The organism is Burkholderia sp. AU45274, assembly GCF_030482505.1.
In the GTDB taxonomy this organism is placed as follows: domain Bacteria; phylum Pseudomonadota; class Gammaproteobacteria; order Burkholderiales; family Burkholderiaceae; genus Burkholderia.
In genome coordinates, this window is sequence record NZ_JAUJQE010000010.1 from 126,304 (window position 1) to 144,155 (window position 17,852).

Consider the following 17,852-nt stretch of genomic DNA (forward strand, 5'->3'; position numbering starts at 1 on the left):
GTGCGCCACCAGCGATCTCGACTCATCTTGAAACCTATCCGCTACTCTCTTGCCACGACGGCGCTGTCCGCGGCCGTCGCTGGACTGTTCTCCGTTTCCGCTGGTGCAGCGGAAACGGCTTCCACCCCGCTGAAGAACCTGTCGCGTGGCGATGGCCAGTGCCTGGCCTGGCAGCCGGCCGACAACGCGGCCGTGTTCGCGGCATGCGACGGCAGCGCCGCGCAGGACTGGACCTTCGAGCCGCGCGACGGCTTCCAGCGCATCATCAACGCCGGCGCGAGCGCGGCGCGCGGCACGAAGATGTGCCTGCATTCGGCCACCGGCGACAACGGCATGGGGCGCGTGTCGGTCGGCGTCTGCAGCGAGGGCGACCAGACGATGCGCGACTGGCGAGCGGACATCGGCATCGACGGCCGCGTGTCGTTCGGCAACCGGTACCGGGTCAACACCGGCCGATCCAACGAAGTGCTGGCGCCGCGGGAAGGGAGCGCCGGCGTCGCGATGCAGAACCTGCGCGGCCAGCCGGCGTCGGTCTGGCGGTCGTCCGCATCGATCGCGCCGTCGCAGCGCCCGCTGCTCGGCGACAAGTCGGCGTTGCTGATGGTGACGCACTTCAACGACTCGCAACCGTCCGATAGCGAAGTGGTGCGCAAGGCGGTGTTCGGCGACGGCGACGACTATTCGTCGCTGCGGCGTTATGTCGAGGTCGCGTCGCACGGCAAGCTGACGTTGCACGGTCAGACGCTCGACAGCGTCAACCTGGGCGACCGTCCGGCCAGTTGCGATTCCGGCGCGATTCGCGCGGCGGCGCGCAGCGCGGCGTTCGCCCGCGGCGTGAACCCGGACAAGTTCGACTACCTGTTCGTCGAACTGCCGAAAATGAGCAGCTGCAACTGGGCCGGCCTGGCGGCGGTTCCCGGCAACTGGATCCTGTCGAACGCGAGCGGCCAGGGTTACTGGATGTGGTCCCACGAATTCGGTCACAGCCTCGGCGCGCGGCATCCGGGCTCGCTCGTCAACTGCCCGACGCCGGGCGGCACGGTCGAAGTAGGCAGCGCGTGTCGCGCGGGCGGGGTCGACGATCCGTCCGACACGATGGGCGGCGGTGGACGGCGTTTGTATCCGGCGAGCTACCAGTTGCTCAGAGGCTGGCTGACCGAAGCCGACGTACCCGAGATCAGGGGCGAGGGCACGTACCAACTCGCGCCGCTGTGGGGCAAAGCGTCGGGTGCGAAGGCGTACCGTCTGGCGCGCGCCGACGGCTCGACGCTGTGGCTCGAGTTTCGCCAGCCGCAGCCCGGCTTCGACAACTGGAAGTCCGACGACCCGTTCGTCAATGGCGTGATCGTGCGAACCGTCGCACACGCCGGCAATGTGCTGACCAATACGCTGGTCGATGCGACGCCGGGCAGCGCGCAGGGCATGAAGGACGCGCCGCTGATGCCGGGTCATGCGTTGCACGACACGCTGTCGGGCAAGATCGTCACCGTCAAGTCGGTCGGGCCGAACGGCGCGGTGGTCGAGGTGAAGAACGACGGGGTGCTGCTGCCGCAGGCGGCCGTCATCGGCCCGCAACAGGCGAACGCGGGCGCGACGGTTGTGTTGTCGGGCGCATCGTCGGTCGGCGAGCAGTTGCGCCATGCGTGGACGGCCCCGGCCGGCATCGATGCGAAACCGAACGGCGCGGAACTGAAGTTCGTTGCGCCCGCGTTCGAACGGGACCGCGATTACGCCTTCGATCTGACCGTGACCAACGACAAGGGCTACACGGCGCAGGCGTCGCATGTCGTCAAGGTGAAGGCGCAGGAAATCGTCCCGCCGCCGCGGGCCGCGATCAGCGGGCCGGCGACGGTCGACGGTGGCGCGACCGTCGCGTTGTCCGGCGCGGCGTCGACCGGCAAGGGGCTGAAGTATGCGTGGACCGCGCCGGCAGGACTCGCGATCGACCAGCAGGGTGCGAATGCATCGTTCGTTGCGCCGAAGGCGACGCAGGCGCAGCGCTACGACGTGAAGCTGACCGTGACCGATGCGCAGAACCGCAGTGCGGTGGCGACGCATGGCGTCATGGTGCGTGCCGACGTGGCCACGGGCGCGCCTGCCTGGGACAAGAAGAAGACCTACGCGACGCCGTGCCACGAGGTCAGCCACGCCGGCAAGACCTGGCTCAACGGCTGGTGGGTGCTCGGCGATGTGCCGGGGACGGGCGGTGAGTGGGGCGCGTGGCGCGAGAAGGGTGTCGCGAACATGCACGCGACGTGCAAGGGCAAGTAGGCACGGCGAGGCGCCGGCGCGGGCGACCGCGCTGGCGCGTGCCGTTCGATCTGGTGCCACCCGGTCAGTTCGCCGTGCCGCGAAGCGCGTCGGATACGTCGGAACCCATCAAAAGGCCGCTCCGGTATTACCCGGAACGGCCTTTTTTACGTTTTCACGTTGGCTGAGCGTGCATTCCCGCGTATCCGTGCCTTATGCGGCGAGCATTTCCTTCGCGTGTTTGCGCGTGGTCGCCGTGATCTCGAGCCCGCCGAGCATCCGCGCGACTTCCTCGATGCGGTTGGCGCGGTCGAGCGCGACGACGGTCGACACCGTGCCGCCACGGTCGTCGGCGCCTTTTGCGACCTGGTAGTGGTGATCACCGCGCGCGGCGACCTGCGGCAGGTGCGTCACGCACAGCACCTGGCGATCGCGCCCGAGCTGGTGCAGCAGGCGGCCGACCACTTCGGCGACGCCGCCGCCGATCCCCGTATCGACTTCGTCGAAGATCAGCGTCGGCGTCGGGCTTGCCGCGCTGGCGATCACCGCGAGCGCGAGGCTGATCCGCGCGAGCTCGCCGCCCGACGCCACCTTCGCGAGCGGCCGCAGCGGCACGCCGGGGTGCCCGGCGACCCGGAATTCGACCTGCTCGAGCCCGTGCGGGCCGCCGTCGGCGAGCGGCACGAGCGCGACTTCGAAGCTCCCGCCCGCCATCGACAGTTCCTGCATGCCGGCCGTGACGGCCGTGCCGAGCGCCTTGGCGGCCTGCGCGCGTGCCTTGGACAGGTGTTTGGCGTCGGCGAGATAGGCTTCCCGCGCCTTGGCCTGCGCCGCCACGAGCGCGCCGAGATCGGCCGCCGCATCGAGTGCGGCGAGCTGCGCGCGGCGTGCCGCGTGTTCTTCGTGCAGCGTGTCGGGCGGCAAGCGGAACTTGCGGGCGGTCGAGTGCAGCGCATCGAGACGCGTTTCGACCTGCGCGAGCCGTTCGGGATCGAGATCGACGCGCTGCGCATAGTGCTGCAGCGAATAGACGGCTTCCTGCAACTGGATCTCGGCCGGTTCGAGCGACGCGAGCGCGTCGCCGAGCGAGGTGTCGTAGTCGGCGAGGCTGCGCAGCTTCGACACGATCGCGCCGAGCTGCGCGAGCATCGCGTCGTCGGACTCCGACAGCGCGTTGAGCGCACCGCGCACGCCTTCGATCAGGTTCGCCGAATGCGACAGGCGCTTGTGTTCGTTGCTGACTTCGTCCCATTCGCCGGGCTGCGGCGCGAGCTTGTCGAGTTCGGCGAGCTGCCAGGCGAGCTTTTCGCGCTCGAGCTGCAGCTCGCGCTCGTGCGCTTTTGCAGCGTCGATCGCCTGCGTCGCGTCGCGCCACACGCGCCATGCGCGCGCGACGTTCGCGGCATCGGCGACGAGCCCCGCGTGCGTATCGAACAGCTCGCGCTGCGCGTCGGGCCGCATCAGCAGCTGGTGCGCATGCTGGCCGTGGATGTCCACGAGCATCTCGCCGAGCTCGCGCAGCTGCGCGAGCGTCGCGCTGGTGCCGTTGATGAACGCGCGCGACCGGCCGTTCGCATCGATCACGCGGCGCAGCATCACGGTGTCCTCGGTGTCGAACGCGTGTTCGTCGAGCCAGCGCGCGACGCGGTCGTGCGGCGTGAATTCGGCGGTGATGTCGGCGCGGCTGCAGCCGGTGCGCACGACGCTCGCGTCGGCACGTTCGCCGAGCGCGAGGGCGAGGGCGTCGATCAGGATCGATTTCCCGGCGCCGGTTTCACCGGAAAACACGGAAAAGCCGCTGTCGAATTCGAGATCGAGCGCGGCGACGATGACGAAGTCGCGGATCGAGAGGTGGCGGAGCATGGTGTCGGGCAGAGCGGCGTCAGGACGCCTTGTCGTCTTCGTTCGAGGCGTGTTCGTTCCAGTGCAGCTTCTTGCGCAGCGTCGCGTAGTAGCTGTAGCCGATCGGGTGCAGGAACGGCACCGTGTGCTTCGAGCGGCGCACCTCGATCGTGTCGTTCAGTTCGAGCGCGGTGAACGACTGCATGTCGAAGTTCACGTTGACGTCGCGCCCGCCGACGATCTGGATCGCGATTTTCGAATCGTCGGGCAGCACGATCGGCCGGTTCGACAGCGCGTGCGGCGCGATCGGCACGAGCACGATGCCTGCCAGCTGCGGATGGAGGATCGGGCCGGCCGACGACAGCGCGTAAGCGGTCGAGCCGGTCGGCGTGGCGACGATCAGGCCGTCCGAACGCTGGTTGTACATGTACCGGCCGTCGACCGATGCGCGCAGCTCGACCATTCCGGAGAAGCCGCTGCGGTTCACGACGACGTCGTTGAAGGCGAGCGCGTGGTAGATCGGTTCGCCGTCGCGCATGATCCGGGCCTCGAGCAGCGCGCGCTCCTCGCGTTCGAACTTGCCCGACAGGATCACCGGGACGAGCGCCTGCATGTCGGCCGCCGCGATATCGGTGATGAAGCCGAGCCGCCCGTGGTTGATCCCGATCAGCGGTGTCTTGTACGGCGCGAGCTGACGGCCGATGCCGAGCATCGTCCCGTCGCCGCCCAGCACGACCGCCACATCGGCACGCGCCCCGATTTCGGCCGGGGTCAGCGCCGGGTAGCCGGTGATGCCGATCTCGCGCGCGGTCTCGGCTTCGAAGACGACCTCGAAGCCCCGCTTGGCGACGCAGGCGGCCAGCGTGGCGAGCGGCTCGGCGATGTTCGGCGTGTTGCTCCGGCCGACGAGCGCGACAGTGTTGAACTGATTACCGGTTTTCATGCCGGCATTACACCATAGCTCGTTGACGAAAAGAACCGGCTGTGCGCGGTCGGGGCCGGATCGGGCCGGCCCGCGCAACGGTAGCCGACGCCACTCGCCGCGGTCGCGCGGTTGCGCTAAAATTTTCCACCATGCTAGATCCTCGCGCACGAACCCTCCTGAAAACCCTGATCGAACGGTATATCGCCGACGGTCAGCCAGTCGGATCGCGCACGTTGTCCCGTTACTCCGGGCTCGAGCTGAGCCCGGCAACGATCCGCAACGTGATGTCCGACCTGGAGGAGCTCGGCCTCGTGTCGAGCCCGCACACGTCGGCCGGCCGCGTGCCGACGCCGCGCGGCTACCGGCTGTTCGTCGACACGATGCTGACGGTCGAGGCGCCGATCGACGCCGAAGCCGTCGCGCGGCAGGTGCAGAACACGCTGCAGGCGGGCGAGCCGCAGCAGCGGGTCGTGGCGGCCGCCGCGAGCGTGCTGTCGAACCTGTCGCAGTTCGCGGGCGTGGTGCTGACGCCGCGCCGCAGCCACGTGTTCAAGCAGATCGAGTTCATGCGCCTGTCGGACAAGCGCATCCTGCTGATCATCGTCACGCCCGAAGGCGACGTGCAGAACCGGATGCTCGCGACGCCGCGCGATTACTCGCCGTCGCAACTGACGGAGGCGTCCAACTACATCAACGCGCATTTCGCCGGCCTGTCGTTCGACGAGGTGCGCCGCCGCCTGCGCGACGAGATCGACCAGTTGCGCGGCGACATGACCGCGCTGATGCACGCCGCCGTGACGGCCAGCACCGAGGTGCCCGACACCGAGGACACCGTGCTGATTTCCGGCGAGCGCAACCTGCTCGAAGTGGCGGATCTCTCGTCCGACATGGCGCGACTGCGCAAGCTGTTCGACGTATTCGACCAAAAGACGGGCCTCCTGCAACTGCTCGACGTGTCGAGCCACGCCCAGGGCGTGCAGATCTTCATTGGCGGCGAATCGACGCTCGTGCCGATCGAGGAAATGAGCGTCGTTACCGCGCCTTACGAGGTGAACGGGCAGATCGTCGGCACGCTCGGCGTGATCGGCCCGACCCGCATGGCGTACAACCGCGTGATACCGATCGTCGACATCACCGCGCGCCTGCTGTCGCTCACGCTGAGCCAGCAGTAGCCTGCCGTCGCCGGCCCGATCCTGCCCCGTCATCGTGCCGCGGCACCGCGTGTGCCGGCAGTCGGCCGAACGGCCAGCCGACCGGCGCGGAGCGGCCCGCTATAATTGAGAGCCGTCCGGTCCCGTGCCCCGAGCACGTAATTGCCCATGCGTTTCGATCTTGAGCCGCCTTCGAGCACCGCGGCTGCCCATCGCATCGGTGTGCTGCTGATCAATCTCGGCACGCCCGACGCCCCGACACCGCGCGCGGTGCGGCGCTACCTGGCCGAATTCCTGTCGGATCCGCGGGTCGTCGAGATTCCGCAGGCCGTCTGGCAGGTGCTGCTGCGCACGTTGATCCTGCCGCTGCGCGGCCGCGCGTCCGCGAAGAAATACGCGGCGGTCTGGATGCCCGAGGGCTCGCCGCTGCGCGTGTACACGGAGCGCCAGACCGACAGCGTGCGGCACCTGCTCACGTCGAACGGCTATCACGTGATGGTCGACTACGCGATGCGCTACGGCAGCCCGAACATTTCGCACGCGCTCGCGCAGTTCAAGCGGGCGGGCGTCGAGCGCGTGCTGCTGATGCCGATGTATCCGCAATACTCGGCGTCGACCACCGCCACGGCGTTCGACGCCGCCTTCGACGCGCTCGCGCGCATGCGCAATCAGCCCGAGGTGCGCACGGTACGGCACTACGCCGACCATCCGGCCTATATCCATGCGCTGGCCGAGCAGGTGCGCCAGTATTGGGCGCAGCACGGCCGGCCCGATTTCGCGGCCGGCGACAAGCTCGTGCTGAGCTTTCACGGCGTGCCGAAGCGCACGCTCGACCTCGGCGATCCCTATCACGACCAGTGCCAGCAGACGGGTGCGCTGCTGATGGCCGCGCTCGGGCTGTCGACGACCGAATGCCGCGTCACGTTCCAGTCGCGTTTCGGCAAGGCCGAATGGCTGCAGCCTTACACCGCGCCGACGCTGCGCGAGTTCGGCGAGGCCGGCGTGCGGCGGGCCGACGTGTTCTGTCCCGGTTTCACGGCCGATTGCCTGGAGACGATCGAGGAGATCGGCATGGAAGTGCGCGACGAGTTCCTCGCCGGCGGCGGCAAGGCGTTCCACCGGATTCCGTGCCTGAATGGCGCGTCCGCGTGGATCGGCGCGCTCGGCGAGATCGTCGCCGAGAATCTGCAGGGCTGGCCGGTCAAGGCCGCGCAGCCCGAAACGGTGAGTTGAGCGCGATGAATTACAAGATTTCGACCGAACCGGGCGCGAAGCTGCGCATCGATAAATGGCTGTGGGCGGCCCGGTTCTTCAAGACGCGCTCGCTCGCGACCGATGCGGTGGACAAGGGGCACGTGAAGATTGGCGGCGCGGCGGTCAAGCCGGCGAAGGAAGTGCGGGTGGGCGACGAGGTCGAGATTGCGATCGACGGCATCGTCTGGCACATTGCCGTGCTCGGCGTGTGCGACGTGCGCGGGCCGGCGAGCGTCGCGCAGACGCTTTACGCGGAGACGGAAGCGGGGCGGGCCGCGCGGCTCGCCGAACTGGAGCGGCGCCGCACGTATCGCGAGCCGGCAGCCGAATTGCACGGCCGGCCGACGAAGCGCGACCGGCGCATCATCGACAGATTTTCTGGTGGGAGCTGAACATCTGGTCGAACGTCGCCCGCGCGCTTCCGTATTCGGTCGTGCGGTCGGTGACGGCTCCCGACAGGCAGATGGTGGTGGTGCCGGCAATGAGTACCAGCGCGACCACCGAGATCGCAAACGTCAGTTTCATGGTACTCCCCTCGAGAAGAAGGGTGAAAACGGCGCCAGGTGGATGTCAGGCGTCAGTCAGCTAGGGGTAAACACGCTTTTCCGACGCTTGAGTGGAGTGTAGTGCAGCGGGCCTGTGCCAAGCTAGTACTTGCCAGGTAAGCGTTGTTACCGGCCGTTTCGCCCGATCTGGCGGACTATGCGGCCGATGCCCCGGCGTGACGCGCGGTTGTTTCGCGGTATTGGAGAATGCCGGCGAATAACCCTCTTGAAATCGTCGTTTTCACCCTTATTTGCACCAGCAATGTGCGGTGCCACCGGATATACGGTCCGGCGGTTGCCGATTTGGCTTCAACCTCTAATCGACTTTCAGCGACATGGAAAACACGCAAGAGAACCCGGCATCCCAATCGGCCGAAGAGATCGGCAGCGAGAAGCAGGCGGCGCAAGGCGCTGCTCCCGCCGCCGAAGCAGCCGACGCGGCGCTCGCGGAGGCTCAAGCCAAGGTCGCCGAGCTGCAGGAGAGCTTCCTGCGGGCGAAGGCCGAAACCGAGAACGTCCGCCGCCGCGCGCAGGACGACGTCTCGAAGGCGCACAAGTTCGCGATCGAGAGCTTTGCGGAGCACCTGCTGCCCGTGCTGGACAGCCTGGAAGCGGCCGTCAACGATACGTCCGGCGATATCGCGAAGGTGCGCGAAGGCGTCGAGCTGACGCTGCGCCAGCTGACGAGCGCGCTCGAGAAGGGCCGCGTCGTCGCGCTGAACCCGGTTGGCGAGAAGTTCGATCCGCACCAGCACCAGGCCATTTCGATGGTGCCGGCCGACCAGGAGCCGAACACCGTCGTCACCGTGCTGCAAAAGGGCTACATGATCGCCGACCGCGTGCTGCGTCCGGCGCTCGTCACCGTCGCGCAGCCGAAGTAAGGCCGTCGCGATGCTGCCAGCCGGCGTCGATCCGGCCGCGTTCGACGCGTTCGACATGCAGGCGCTGGACGCCGGCACGTTCGACGCGGCGATCGACGGCGCGGGCGATGCGCTCGCGGTGGTGTTCTTCTGGGGCGTCGACTGCTTCAACTGCGAGATCGCGAAGAAGGCGATGCTCGCCCAGCCCGACGCGATCCGCGCGCTGGACCTGAAGTGGTTCCATTGCAACGTGTACGAACACCACCAGCTGGGGCGCCGCTTCGGGCTGCACGGCGTGCCGACGTGGTTCTTCTTCCACCGCGGCAAGCGGCTCGGCCGCGCGACGGGCTGGCATGGCCTCGCGCAGTTCCAGGCAGCGGTGTCGGCGGCACGCGCGAAAATCGCCGCGGCGGGCGGCAATCCGCTGGGCGGCAATCCGTCGGGGGCGATCCGCTAGCCGGCAGCGATTGAAAAAATTTAATATCCGCATCGCACGTCGGGTCTTGAAAACGAACCGGACGGACGCATTTCGGGAACAGAGTTGAATTCTGGCGCGCGAAACCGCCCCAAAACGCGGGATTTTGCGCAGCAAACAAGCATTTCTGGAGATTAGGAAAAAATGGGAAAGATCATCGGTATTGACCTCGGCACCACGAACTCGTGCGTCGCCATCATGGAAGGCAACCAGGTCAAGGTCATCGAGAACTCGGAAGGCACGCGCACCACGCCGTCGATCATCGCCTACATGGACGACAACGAAGTGCTGGTCGGCGCGCCGGCCAAGCGCCAGTCGGTGACCAACCCGAAGAACACGCTGTTCGCCGTGAAGCGCCTGATCGGCCGCCGCTTCGAAGAGAAGGAAGTCCAGAAGGACATCGGCCTGATGCCGTACGCCATCATCAAGGCCGACAACGGCGATGCATGGGTCGAGGCACACGGCGAGAAGCTCGCGCCGCCGCAAGTGTCGGCGGAAGTGCTGCGCAAGATGAAGAAGACGGCCGAAGACTACCTCGGCGAGCCGGTCACGGAAGCCGTGATCACGGTGCCGGCGTACTTCAACGACAGCCAGCGCCAGGCAACCAAGGACGCCGGCCGCATCGCGGGCCTCGAAGTCAAGCGGATCATCAACGAGCCGACCGCGGCTGCGCTCGCGTTCGGCCTCGACAAGGCCGAGAAGGGCGACCGCAAGATCGCCGTGTATGACCTCGGCGGCGGTACGTTCGACGTGTCGATCATCGAAATCGCGGACGTCGACGGCGAAATGCAGTTCGAAGTGCTGTCGACCAACGGCGACACGTTCCTCGGCGGTGAAGACTTCGACCAGCGCATCATCGATTACATCATCGGCGAGTTCAAGAAGGAGCAGGGCGTCGACCTGTCGAAGGACGTGCTCGCGCTGCAGCGCCTGAAGGAAGCCGCTGAAAAGGCGAAGATCGAGCTGTCGTCGAGCCAGCAGACCGAAATCAACCTGCCGTACATCACGGCTGACGCGTCGGGCCCGAAGCACTTGAACCTGAAGATCACCCGCGCGAAGCTGGAAGCGCTGGTGGAAGACCTCGTCGAGCGCACGATCGAACCGTGCCGCATCGCGATCAAGGACGCAGGCGTCAAGGTGTCGGACATCGACGACGTGATCCTGGTCGGCGGCCAGACGCGCATGCCGAAGGTGCTGGAGAAGGTGAAGGAATTCTTCGGCAAGGATCCGCGCCGTGACGTGAACCCGGACGAAGCCGTCGCAGTCGGCGCGGCGATCCAGGGCCAGGTCCTGTCGGGCGACCGCAAGGACGTGCTGCTGCTCGACGTGACCCCGCTGTCGCTCGGCATCGAGACGCTCGGCGGCGTGATGACGAAGATGATCAGCAAGAACACGACGATCCCGACGAAGCACGCCCAGGTGTACTCGACGGCGGACGACAACCAGGGCGCCGTGACGATCAAGGTGTTCCAGGGCGAACGCGAAATGGCAGCCGGCAACAAGCTGCTCGGCGAGTTCAACCTCGAAGGCATCCCGCCGGCACCGCGCGGCGTGCCGCAGATCGAAGTGACCTTCGACATCGACGCGAACGGCATCCTGCACGTCGGCGCGAAGGACAAGGCGACCGGCAAGGAAAACAAGATCACGATCAAGGCGAATTCGGGTCTGTCCGAGGCTGAAATCGACCAGATGATCAAGGACGCGGAAGCGAACGCAGCGGAAGATCACAAGCTGCGCGAGCTGGCTGATTCGCGCAACCAGGGCGACGCGCTGGTCCACAGCACGAAGAAGGCGCTGACCGAGTACGGCGACAAGCTGGACGCGGGCGAGAAGGAAGCCATCGAAGCGTCGCTGAAGTCGCTCGAGGAAGTGCTGAAGGACTCGTCGGCCGACAAGGCTGCGATCGACGCGAAGGTCGAGGAGCTCGGCAAGGTGTCGCAGAAGCTCGGCGAAAAGATGTACGCCGACATGCAGGCCCAGCAAGCAGGTGCGGCCGGTGCAGCGGGCGCAGCGGAAGGCGCGGCCCACGCGGGCGGTGCGCAACAGGCTGCCGACGATGTCGTCGACGCCGAGTTCAAGGAAGTGAAGAAGGACTAAGCCGGGTTGCCCCGGTGCCGCACGCCGCGCGCCACCCGCGCGCGGCGTGCGGCTGACGGGTTGGCTGACAAGCGGTCTGTCTTTCCTTCCGGATGGCCGGATCGACTCCACGCCTGGCGGGCTTCGCGGCCCTCCGGGCACATTTGTTTTTTGGCGGGTGCTGCACGCGCCGTCCGCGGCGGGCGCAGCGCCAGACGAGTCGAGAGACTTTACTGCAGGCGAAAGGAGCCGCCGCGTGCGCGATGCGTGGCGGCACAGTGAATCGATATGGCGAAACGGGATTACTACGAGGTTCTGGGCGTCGCGAAGAATGCGAGCGACGACGAAATCAAGAAGGCGTATCGCAAGCTTGCGATGAAGTATCACCCTGACCGCAATCCGGACAGCAAGGATGCGGAAGAGCATTTCAAGGAGGTGAAGGAAGCCTATGAAATGCTGTCGGACGGCCAGAAGCGGGCAGCGTACGACCAGTACGGCCACGCGGGCGTCGATCCGAACATGGGCGGTGCGGGCGCACAGGGCTTCGGCGGCTTCGCGGACGCGTTCGGCGACATCTTCGGCGACATCTTTGGCCAGGCGGCGGGCGGCGCCGCGCGCGGCGGCCGTGGCGGCCCGCAGGTGTATCGCGGCGCCGACCTGCGCTACAGCATGGAAATCACGCTCGAGCAGGCCGCACACGGCTACGACACGCAGATCCGCGTGCCGAGCTGGGTGTCGTGCGAGGTCTGCCACGGGTCGGGTGCGAAGCCCGGCACGAAGCCGGAAACCTGCCCGACCTGTCACGGCCAGGGCACGGTGCGCATGTCGCAGGGCTTCTTCAGCATCCAGCAGACCTGCCCGAAGTGCCACGGCACGGGCACCTACATCCCCGAGCCGTGCGTGCATTGCCACGGGTCGGGCAAGGTGAAGGAAACCAAGACGCTCGAAGTGAAGATCCCGGCCGGGATCGACGACGGGATGCGGATCCGCTCGGCCGGCAACGGCGAGCCGGGCATCAACGGCGGGCCGCCGGGCGACCTGTACGTCGAGATCCACATCAAGCCGCATTCGGTGTTCGAGCGCGACGGCGACGATCTCCACTGCCAGATGCCGATCCCGTTCACGACCGCCGCGCTCGGCGGCGAGATCGAGGTGCCGACGCTGGCCGGCCGTGCGTCGTTCCCGGTGCCGGAAGGCACGCAGTCGGGCAAGACGTTCCGCCTGCGCGGCAAGGGCATCAAGGGGCTGCGTTCGAGCATCGCGGGCGATCTGTACGTCCACGTGCAGGTCGAGACGCCGGTGAAGCTGACCGACAACCAGCGCGACCTGCTCAAGCAGTTCGAGAAATCGCTGGCCGAGGGCGGCGCGCGTCACAGCCCGCAGAGCAAGAGCTGGTTCGATCGTGTGAAGAGCTTCTTCGAGTAACTCGAGTAACAGCATGACTGAAGGCAACGAGAGCGCGTCGTTCGCGCTCTTGGACGATTGCGACTCGACCGCGTTCGCGCGGTCGAGTCGTTTGTATTCGGGGTTCGTGCGCGAACGCGTGTGCACGGATCCGGCTCGGCTCGACGAGGTCGACGCGGCGGTGGCGCAGGATCTGCGCGAGGGGCTGCATGCGGTCGTCGTCGGCGATTACGAATTCGGACGAGATTTGCAACGAGCGCAGCCGGGCCATGCCCCGCTGCGCTTTTTGCTGTTTGCGCGCTGCGAGCGCCTGTCGCGCGACGAAGTCGACGCGTGGCTCGCGCAGCAGGATGGCGGCGGCGCGCCGTCGATCGCGGGCGTCGCGCATGTCGAAAAGAGCGTGTCGCGCGATGCGTTCGATGCAGCGATCGCCGCGGTGCACGACGCGCTGCGCGCGGGCGATTCGTATCAGGTCAACTACACGTACCGGCTGAACTTCGACGTGTTCGGCACGCCGCTCGCGCTGTACCGGCGGCTGCGCGCGCGCCAGCCCGTGCGCTACGGCGCGCTGATCGCGTTGCCCGACGGACCGTGGGTCGTGTCGTGCTCGCCCGAGCTGTTCGTCGAGAAGCACGGCGACGTGCTGCGCGCGCGGCCGATGAAGGGCACGGCACCGCGTTCGGCCGACCCTCGCGACGATGCGGCGGCGGCCACGTTCCTCGCGAACGATCCGAAGAACCGCGCGGAAAACGTGATGATCGTCGACCTGCTGCGCAACGACGTGTCGCGGATCGCGCGCACCGGCACGGTCCGCGTGCCGGCGCTGTTCTCCGTCGAGCCGTATGCGTCGGTGTGGCAGATGACGTCGACGGTCGAGGCCGGCTGGCGCGACGGGACGACGTTCGCGCAGATGCTGCGTGCGCTGTTTCCGTGCGGATCGATCACGGGCGCGCCGAAGCACAAGACGATGGAACTGATCGACGCGATCGAGTCGACGCCGCGCGGGCTCTATACGGGCGCGATCGGCTGGCTCGATGCGCCGAATGAAGTCGCGGGCGATGCGTCGCACGGCGGCACGGCCGGCTGCGGCGATTTCTGCCTGTCGGTGGCGATCCGGACGCTGACGCTCGATGCGGCCGGCGTTGGCAACGACGCGGACGGCACGGTCACTGCCGCAGCCGGACGGCGCTGCGGCACGATGGGCGTCGGCGCGGGCATCGTGCTCGACAGCGTCGCGGCCGACGAATATGCGGAGTGCGAATTGAAAGCGCGATTCCTGACGGACGCCGATCCCGGCTTCCAGCTGTTCGAAACGACGGCCGCCACGCGTGCGGACGGCATCCGGCATCTCGATCGCCATCTCGCGCGGCTGCAGCGTAGCGCGGATGCATTCGGCTTCCGCTTCGACGCCGACGCATTGTGTCGCGAGATCGATGCGCGCTGCGCGGCGTTCGACGGCGACGGCGCTTACCGGATGAAGCTCGCGCTCGCGAAGGACGGCACGATCGAGATCATCACGGCGCCGCTCAAGCCGTTGCCGGCGGGGCCGGTCGGCGTGCTGCTGGCGTCCGCGCACGGCTTCGCACCGACCCGTGCGAGCGACGCGCTGCTGCTGCACAAGACCACGCGCCGTGCGGAATACGACCGCGCGTGGCAGGCTGCGGAGGCGCTCGGCGGGTTCGACATGCTGTTCGTCAACGAGCGCGGCGAGGTAACGGAAGGCGGGCGCTCGAACCTGTTCGTGAAGCTCGACGGCCAGTGGGTGACGCCGCCGCTCGAATCGGGCGTGCTGCCGGGCGTGATGCGCGGCGTGCTGCTCGACGATCCGGTACTCGGCGCAAAAGAGCGTGCGCTGACGCTCGACGATGTGCTGAACGCGGATGAGTTGATGATTTGCAATGCGCTGCGCGGGCCGGTGGCGGCGCGGCTGATTCACGGCTGCACATCGGCCTGAACGCAGATTACTTCTGCGGTGTACATTGCCAGCTTTGTACGATGGCGTGCCCACGTCTGTAGCGCGCGACGCAAGTCTGTGCCTGCTTGCCCAGTGGCCGTGCGATTACAACGCTCGTATTGCCGTAGTCGCACGAAATCCAGTAGTCTTCACGGCTTTCGGCGAGCGACCAGATATAAATGTCGCCTTTGGACTCGGAGCGCGAGCGGTTCGGCAACAACGACGCCATCCGATCCGGCGGCCCTGACCAGAAGGTGACGCTGGCAAGCGGATAGGAGCTTTGCGTGTCGAAGCTTTTCCAACCATCGGGCGGTTGACCGTCGAGCTGCTGGGTAACGGCGAGTCGCGTAGGACAATCCGTTGTCGCGGCGGACGCGGGTGATGCGACGAGCGAAACGTATGCGAGCGCAGCGACGGCGAGCAATCGATACGGATTTTGGCGGATGAGCATCATCATTTCACGACAGAAAATGCATCGGCGTTATTGCTCGGGTCGATGTAACGGCCATTTTTGTCTTTGCCTTTGAACGGAATGCATCTCCTCTGAATTGCCTTGAGTGAGCGCCATTGTTCAACGACGTGGATACCGCGCACATCCTGGCCCAGATAGAACGCCGCATGATTGCCATGCGATCGGCTTGGGTAGCGATCATTCTCGAAAGTTGCAATCACGGTTCCGGCGCGAATACTCCAGTCGCCGCTTGCTTTTTTTTCCGGGCGCCAGATGGCGGTGGGGCCGACGGAAGTATAAATTTTGACCAGCGCGACGCATTCGCCGTCGCCCGCCAGCTTTTGCCCGACGAGTTCGGCCGCCTTCTCATACACATGAGCCATCTTTTACCACTCCTTCGGTTGACGAAGGTTTGATGGTCGCAGCGGCGAAGATGAGCGGAAATAGGACGAGTTAGAAAGTACGCGTTGTCCGGCGATGCTGTACGAGAAACGGCATACCGTATTGCTGGCCGCGTCAGCGAGTGTGTTATGCGGTCGTCGGCAGCGCCCCACGGCGCTGCCGGCCCGATCAGAACGAGTGTTCCGGGCCCGGGAACGAACCATCCTTCACCGCGCGCACGTATGCTTCGACGGCCGCCTGGATGTTCGGCTCGCCCTGCATGAAATCCTTCACGAAGCGCGGCCGCTTGCCGGGGAACACGCCGAGCATGTCGTGCAGCACGAGCACCTGGCCCGAGCAGTCGGCGCCTGCACCGATGCCGATCGTCGGCACGCGCAGCATCTGCGTGACCTCGGAACCGATCAGCGTCGGCACGGCTTCGAGCAGGACGACCTGCGCCCCGGCCGCTTCGACCGCACGCGCGTCGCGCAGCAGTTGCGCCGCACCGGCTTCGGTCTTGCCTTGCACCTTGAAGCCGCCGAACGCATGCACCGACTGCGGCGTGAGGCCCACGTGCGCACACACGGGCACCGCGCGCTCGACGAGGAAGCGGACCGTCTCGGCGAGCCATTCGCCGCCTTCGAGCTTGACCATCTGCGCACCAGCGCGCATCAGCTTGACGCTGCTTGCGAATGCCTCGGCCGGCGTGCCGTACGTGCCGAACGGCAGGTCGGCCATGATCAGCGCGCGCGGCTGCGCGCGGGCGACGCAGGCGGTGTGATACGCGATGTCGTCGAGCGACACGGGCAGCGTGGTCGTGTGGCCCTGCAGCACGTTGCCGAGCGAATCGCCGATCAGCAGCACGTCGACGCCCGAACGGTCGAGCAGTGCGGCAAAGCTCGCGTCGTAGCAGGTGAGCATCGCGATCTTCTCGCCGGCGTCGCGCATTGCCTGCAGCTTGGGCACCGTGACGGCAGGCCGGCTCGATTCCTGGAGATAGGTCATGGGAAATCCGGTTCGAATAGGTGAGGAACGACAGGCGAGGACGCGTCAGCGCGTCGTCTCGCCCTTGACGAAGAATTCCTTGCGGCCGCGCATCGTCTCGATGCGCTCGACCAGCAGGGCGAGATCTTCGGGGGAATCCAGCGGATTCAGGTGTTCCGCGGCGACCGTCAGCACCGGCGTGCGGTCGTAGTGGTAGAAGAATTCGTTGTACGCGTCGACGAGCGAGCGCAGGTACGCATCGCTGATCTGCAGCTCCATCGGCAGCCCGCGCTTCTGGATGCGCGAGAACAGCACTTCGGGGCTCGCCTGCAGGTAGACGACGAGATCGGGCGACGGCGCCTGCGGCACGTCCACGTGCGTCGCGACCGAGCGGTAGAGCTGCCACTCGTCTTCCGGCAGGTTCAGCCGCGCGAAGATGTCGTTCTTCTGCGGCATGAAATCGGCGATGACCGGGCGGCCCGTTTCGAGCGCACCGATCAACTCGCGTGCCTGCTGCGCGCGCTGCAGCGCGAACGACAGCTGCACGGGCAGCGCGTAGCGCGCGGTATCGCGATAGAAGCGTTCGAGGAACGGGTTGTCCTGCGGGCGCTCGAGCAGCGTCTGCATCGACCAGCGTTCGCCGAGCAGGCGCGCGAGCGTCGTCTTGCCGACGCCGATCGGGCCTTCGATCACGAGATAGCGGTGCGGGGCGCGCAGGTCGGGCGCGGTGACGGTGAGGGGAGTCGGGGTCATCGGCAGCGGTTCTTGTCGGCGTCTTCGCTGGCAGCGAGCGCCTTCTGCATCAGGCACTGGCAGGTCTGCACCTTCTCGACGCGCTGGTCCGCGACGGCGGCGAGGAAGGTGTCGGCCCGGCCGCGCGCGGGGATGTCGAGTGCCGGCTCGATCTCGACGAGCGGCACGAGCGCGAACGCACGGTCGGTGAGGCGCGGATGCGGGACGATCAGGTCAGGCTCGTCGATCGAATCGTCGCCGAACAGCAGGATGTCGAGATCGAGCGTGCGCGGCGCATTGCGATACGGGCGCTCGCGGCCGAAGTGATGTTCGATCTTCTGGCACAGCGCGAGCAGCTCGCGGGCCGACAGCGTCGTGTCGAGCTTGACGACGCAGTTGTAGTAGTCGTCGCCGCCCGCTTCGAAGGGCGCCGTGCGATACAGGCTCGATTTGCCGAGGATCGAGATGGTGCGCTGCTGCGCAAGGCACACCACCGCGTCCTTCAGGGTCTGGCGCGCATCGCCGAGATTCGCCCCCAGTCCGATATATGCAACCGTCATGGCATCAC

At 66.7% G+C, this 17,852-nt stretch carries 17 protein-coding genes; 9 read left to right on the top strand and 8 right to left on the bottom strand.

Features of this window, described 5'->3' with window-relative positions; all coding sequences use genetic code 11:
* The first annotated feature begins 27 nt into the window (after positions 1 to 27).
* Positions 28 to 2,271, top strand: coding sequence for a carbohydrate-binding protein (locus QZM35_RS29475; RefSeq protein WP_256976534.1), 2,244 nt, complete (start codon positions 28 to 30; stop codon positions 2,269 to 2,271).
* Between the two features lie 192 nt (positions 2,272 to 2,463).
* Here the strand turns inward: QZM35_RS29475 and recN are convergent, their stop codons facing one another.
* A complete protein-coding gene (gene recN, locus QZM35_RS29480) occupies positions 2,464 to 4,113 on the bottom strand; it encodes a DNA repair protein RecN (RefSeq protein WP_089424550.1) in 1,650 nt (549 codons plus the stop codon).
* A 19-nt stretch (positions 4,114 to 4,132) separates the two neighbouring features.
* Positions 4,133 to 5,035, bottom strand: a complete 903-nt coding sequence (locus QZM35_RS29485) for an NAD kinase (protein WP_089424551.1) — start codon at positions 5,033 to 5,035, stop codon at positions 4,133 to 4,135.
* Between the two features lie 131 nt (positions 5,036 to 5,166).
* On the opposite strand from QZM35_RS29485, the gene hrcA reads away from it, so the two are divergent.
* From hrcA to QZM35_RS29500, 3 genes are all read left to right on the top strand, one after another.
* The gene (hrcA, locus tag QZM35_RS29490; protein WP_031399637.1) at positions 5,167 to 6,189 is read left to right on the top strand and encodes a heat-inducible transcriptional repressor HrcA; all 1,023 of its coding nucleotides are present in this window, start codon (positions 5,167 to 5,169) and stop codon (positions 6,187 to 6,189) included.
* Between the two features lie 147 nt (positions 6,190 to 6,336).
* Positions 6,337 to 7,401, top strand: coding sequence for a ferrochelatase (hemH, locus tag QZM35_RS29495; protein ID WP_089472185.1), 1,065 nt, complete (start codon positions 6,337 to 6,339; stop codon positions 7,399 to 7,401).
* A 5-nt stretch (positions 7,402 to 7,406) separates the two neighbouring features.
* Positions 7,407 to 7,814 carry an RNA-binding S4 domain-containing protein gene (locus QZM35_RS29500; protein ID WP_011351021.1) on the top strand — a complete coding sequence of 136 codons (408 nt, stop codon included), beginning with the start codon at positions 7,407 to 7,409 and terminating at the stop codon, positions 7,812 to 7,814.
* On the opposite strand, the gene QZM35_RS29505 is transcribed toward QZM35_RS29500, so the two are convergent.
* A complete protein-coding gene (locus QZM35_RS29505) occupies positions 7,786 to 7,947 on the bottom strand; it encodes a hypothetical protein (protein ID WP_006476841.1) in 162 nt (53 codons plus the stop codon). The two genes, QZM35_RS29500 and QZM35_RS29505, sit on opposite strands and share 29 nt — an antisense overlap.
* A gap of 355 nt (positions 7,948 to 8,302) precedes the next feature.
* Here QZM35_RS29505 and grpE point away from each other — a divergent pair, with 355 nt between their 5' ends.
* The 5 genes from grpE to QZM35_RS29530 all read left to right on the top strand — a co-directional run bounded on the left by grpE (position 8,303) and on the right by QZM35_RS29530 (position 14,736).
* Complete coding sequence (gene grpE, locus QZM35_RS29510) at positions 8,303 to 8,848, top strand: nucleotide exchange factor GrpE (RefSeq protein WP_089424554.1); 546 nt, start codon at positions 8,303 to 8,305, stop codon at positions 8,846 to 8,848.
* Between the two features lie 10 nt (positions 8,849 to 8,858).
* Positions 8,859 to 9,284 (top strand): thioredoxin family protein, encoded by a 426-nt coding sequence (locus QZM35_RS29515; protein WP_089424555.1) that lies wholly within the window; start codon positions 8,859 to 8,861, stop codon positions 9,282 to 9,284.
* 162 nt (positions 9,285 to 9,446) lie between these two features.
* Positions 9,447 to 11,399, top strand: a complete 1,953-nt coding sequence (dnaK, locus tag QZM35_RS29520; RefSeq protein ID WP_089424556.1) for a molecular chaperone DnaK — start codon at positions 9,447 to 9,449, stop codon at positions 11,397 to 11,399.
* A 267-nt stretch (positions 11,400 to 11,666) separates the two neighbouring features.
* Positions 11,667 to 12,803: a molecular chaperone DnaJ gene (dnaJ, locus tag QZM35_RS29525; RefSeq protein WP_089430628.1), complete on the top strand. Its 1,137-nt coding sequence runs from the start codon at positions 11,667 to 11,669 to the stop codon at positions 12,801 to 12,803.
* A 13-nt stretch (positions 12,804 to 12,816) separates the two neighbouring features.
* On the top strand, positions 12,817 to 14,736 hold the full coding sequence (locus tag QZM35_RS29530; RefSeq protein ID WP_301777349.1) for a bifunctional anthranilate synthase component I family protein/class IV aminotransferase: 1,920 nt from the start codon (positions 12,817 to 12,819) through the stop codon (positions 14,734 to 14,736).
* A 7-nt stretch (positions 14,737 to 14,743) separates the two neighbouring features.
* Here QZM35_RS29530 and QZM35_RS29535 read toward each other — a convergent pair whose 3' ends face one another.
* The 5 genes from QZM35_RS29535 to folK all read right to left on the bottom strand — a co-directional run bounded on the left by QZM35_RS29535 (position 14,744) and on the right by folK (position 17,844).
* A complete protein-coding gene (locus QZM35_RS29535; RefSeq protein WP_143329807.1) occupies positions 14,744 to 15,190 on the bottom strand; it encodes an STY0301 family protein in 447 nt (148 codons plus the stop codon).
* Complete coding sequence (locus QZM35_RS29540) at positions 15,190 to 15,570, bottom strand: BPSL0067 family protein (RefSeq protein ID WP_301777350.1); 381 nt, start codon at positions 15,568 to 15,570, stop codon at positions 15,190 to 15,192. The genes QZM35_RS29535 and QZM35_RS29540 overlap by 1 nt, the downstream gene beginning before the upstream one ends.
* A gap of 187 nt (positions 15,571 to 15,757) precedes the next feature.
* Entirely contained in the window at positions 15,758 to 16,573 is an 816-nt protein-coding gene (panB, locus tag QZM35_RS29545; protein ID WP_089424560.1) for a 3-methyl-2-oxobutanoate hydroxymethyltransferase, read from the bottom strand.
* A 45-nt stretch (positions 16,574 to 16,618) separates the two neighbouring features.
* A complete protein-coding gene (locus tag QZM35_RS29550; protein WP_039361352.1) occupies positions 16,619 to 17,305 on the bottom strand; it encodes a deoxynucleoside kinase in 687 nt (228 codons plus the stop codon).
* On the bottom strand, positions 17,302 to 17,844 hold the full coding sequence (gene folK, locus QZM35_RS29555) for a 2-amino-4-hydroxy-6-hydroxymethyldihydropteridine diphosphokinase (protein ID WP_089424562.1): 543 nt from the start codon (positions 17,842 to 17,844) through the stop codon (positions 17,302 to 17,304). The genes QZM35_RS29550 and folK overlap by 4 nt, the downstream gene beginning before the upstream one ends.
* Positions 17,845 to 17,852: the final 8 nt, after the last annotated feature.

Excerpts from the sequence above, each read along its gene's own strand:
- recN (WP_089424550.1), bottom strand. The coding sequence starts at position 4,113 with ATGCTCCGCCACCTCTCGATCCGCGACTTCGTCATCGTCGCCGCGCTC.
- QZM35_RS29485 (WP_089424551.1), bottom strand. The coding sequence starts at position 5,035 with ATGAAAACCGGTAATCAGTTCAACACTGTCGCGCTCGTCGGCCGGAGC.
- hrcA (WP_031399637.1), top strand. The coding sequence starts at position 5,167 with ATGCTAGATCCTCGCGCACGAACCCTCCTGAAAACCCTGATCGAACGG.
- hemH (WP_089472185.1), top strand. The coding sequence starts at position 6,337 with ATGCGTTTCGATCTTGAGCCGCCTTCGAGCACCGCGGCTGCCCATCGC.
- QZM35_RS29500 (WP_011351021.1), top strand. The coding sequence starts at position 7,407 with ATGAATTACAAGATTTCGACCGAACCGGGCGCGAAGCTGCGCATCGAT.
- QZM35_RS29505 (WP_006476841.1), bottom strand. The coding sequence starts at position 7,947 with ATGAAACTGACGTTTGCGATCTCGGTGGTCGCGCTGGTACTCATTGCC.
- grpE (WP_089424554.1), top strand. The coding sequence starts at position 8,303 with ATGGAAAACACGCAAGAGAACCCGGCATCCCAATCGGCCGAAGAGATC.
- QZM35_RS29515 (WP_089424555.1), top strand. The coding sequence starts at position 8,859 with ATGCTGCCAGCCGGCGTCGATCCGGCCGCGTTCGACGCGTTCGACATG.
- dnaK (WP_089424556.1), top strand. The coding sequence starts at position 9,447 with ATGGGAAAGATCATCGGTATTGACCTCGGCACCACGAACTCGTGCGTC.
- dnaJ (WP_089430628.1), top strand. The coding sequence starts at position 11,667 with ATGGCGAAACGGGATTACTACGAGGTTCTGGGCGTCGCGAAGAATGCG.
- QZM35_RS29530 (WP_301777349.1), top strand. The coding sequence starts at position 12,817 with ATGACTGAAGGCAACGAGAGCGCGTCGTTCGCGCTCTTGGACGATTGC.
- QZM35_RS29535 (WP_143329807.1), bottom strand. The coding sequence starts at position 15,190 with ATGATGCTCATCCGCCAAAATCCGTATCGATTGCTCGCCGTCGCTGCG.
- QZM35_RS29540 (WP_301777350.1), bottom strand. The coding sequence starts at position 15,570 with ATGGCTCATGTGTATGAGAAGGCGGCCGAACTCGTCGGGCAAAAGCTG.
- panB (WP_089424560.1), bottom strand. The coding sequence starts at position 16,573 with ATGACCTATCTCCAGGAATCGAGCCGGCCTGCCGTCACGGTGCCCAAG.
- QZM35_RS29550 (WP_039361352.1), bottom strand. The coding sequence starts at position 17,305 with ATGACCCCGACTCCCCTCACCGTCACCGCGCCCGACCTGCGCGCCCCG.
- folK (WP_089424562.1), bottom strand. The coding sequence starts at position 17,844 with ATGACGGTTGCATATATCGGACTGGGGGCGAATCTCGGCGATGCGCGC.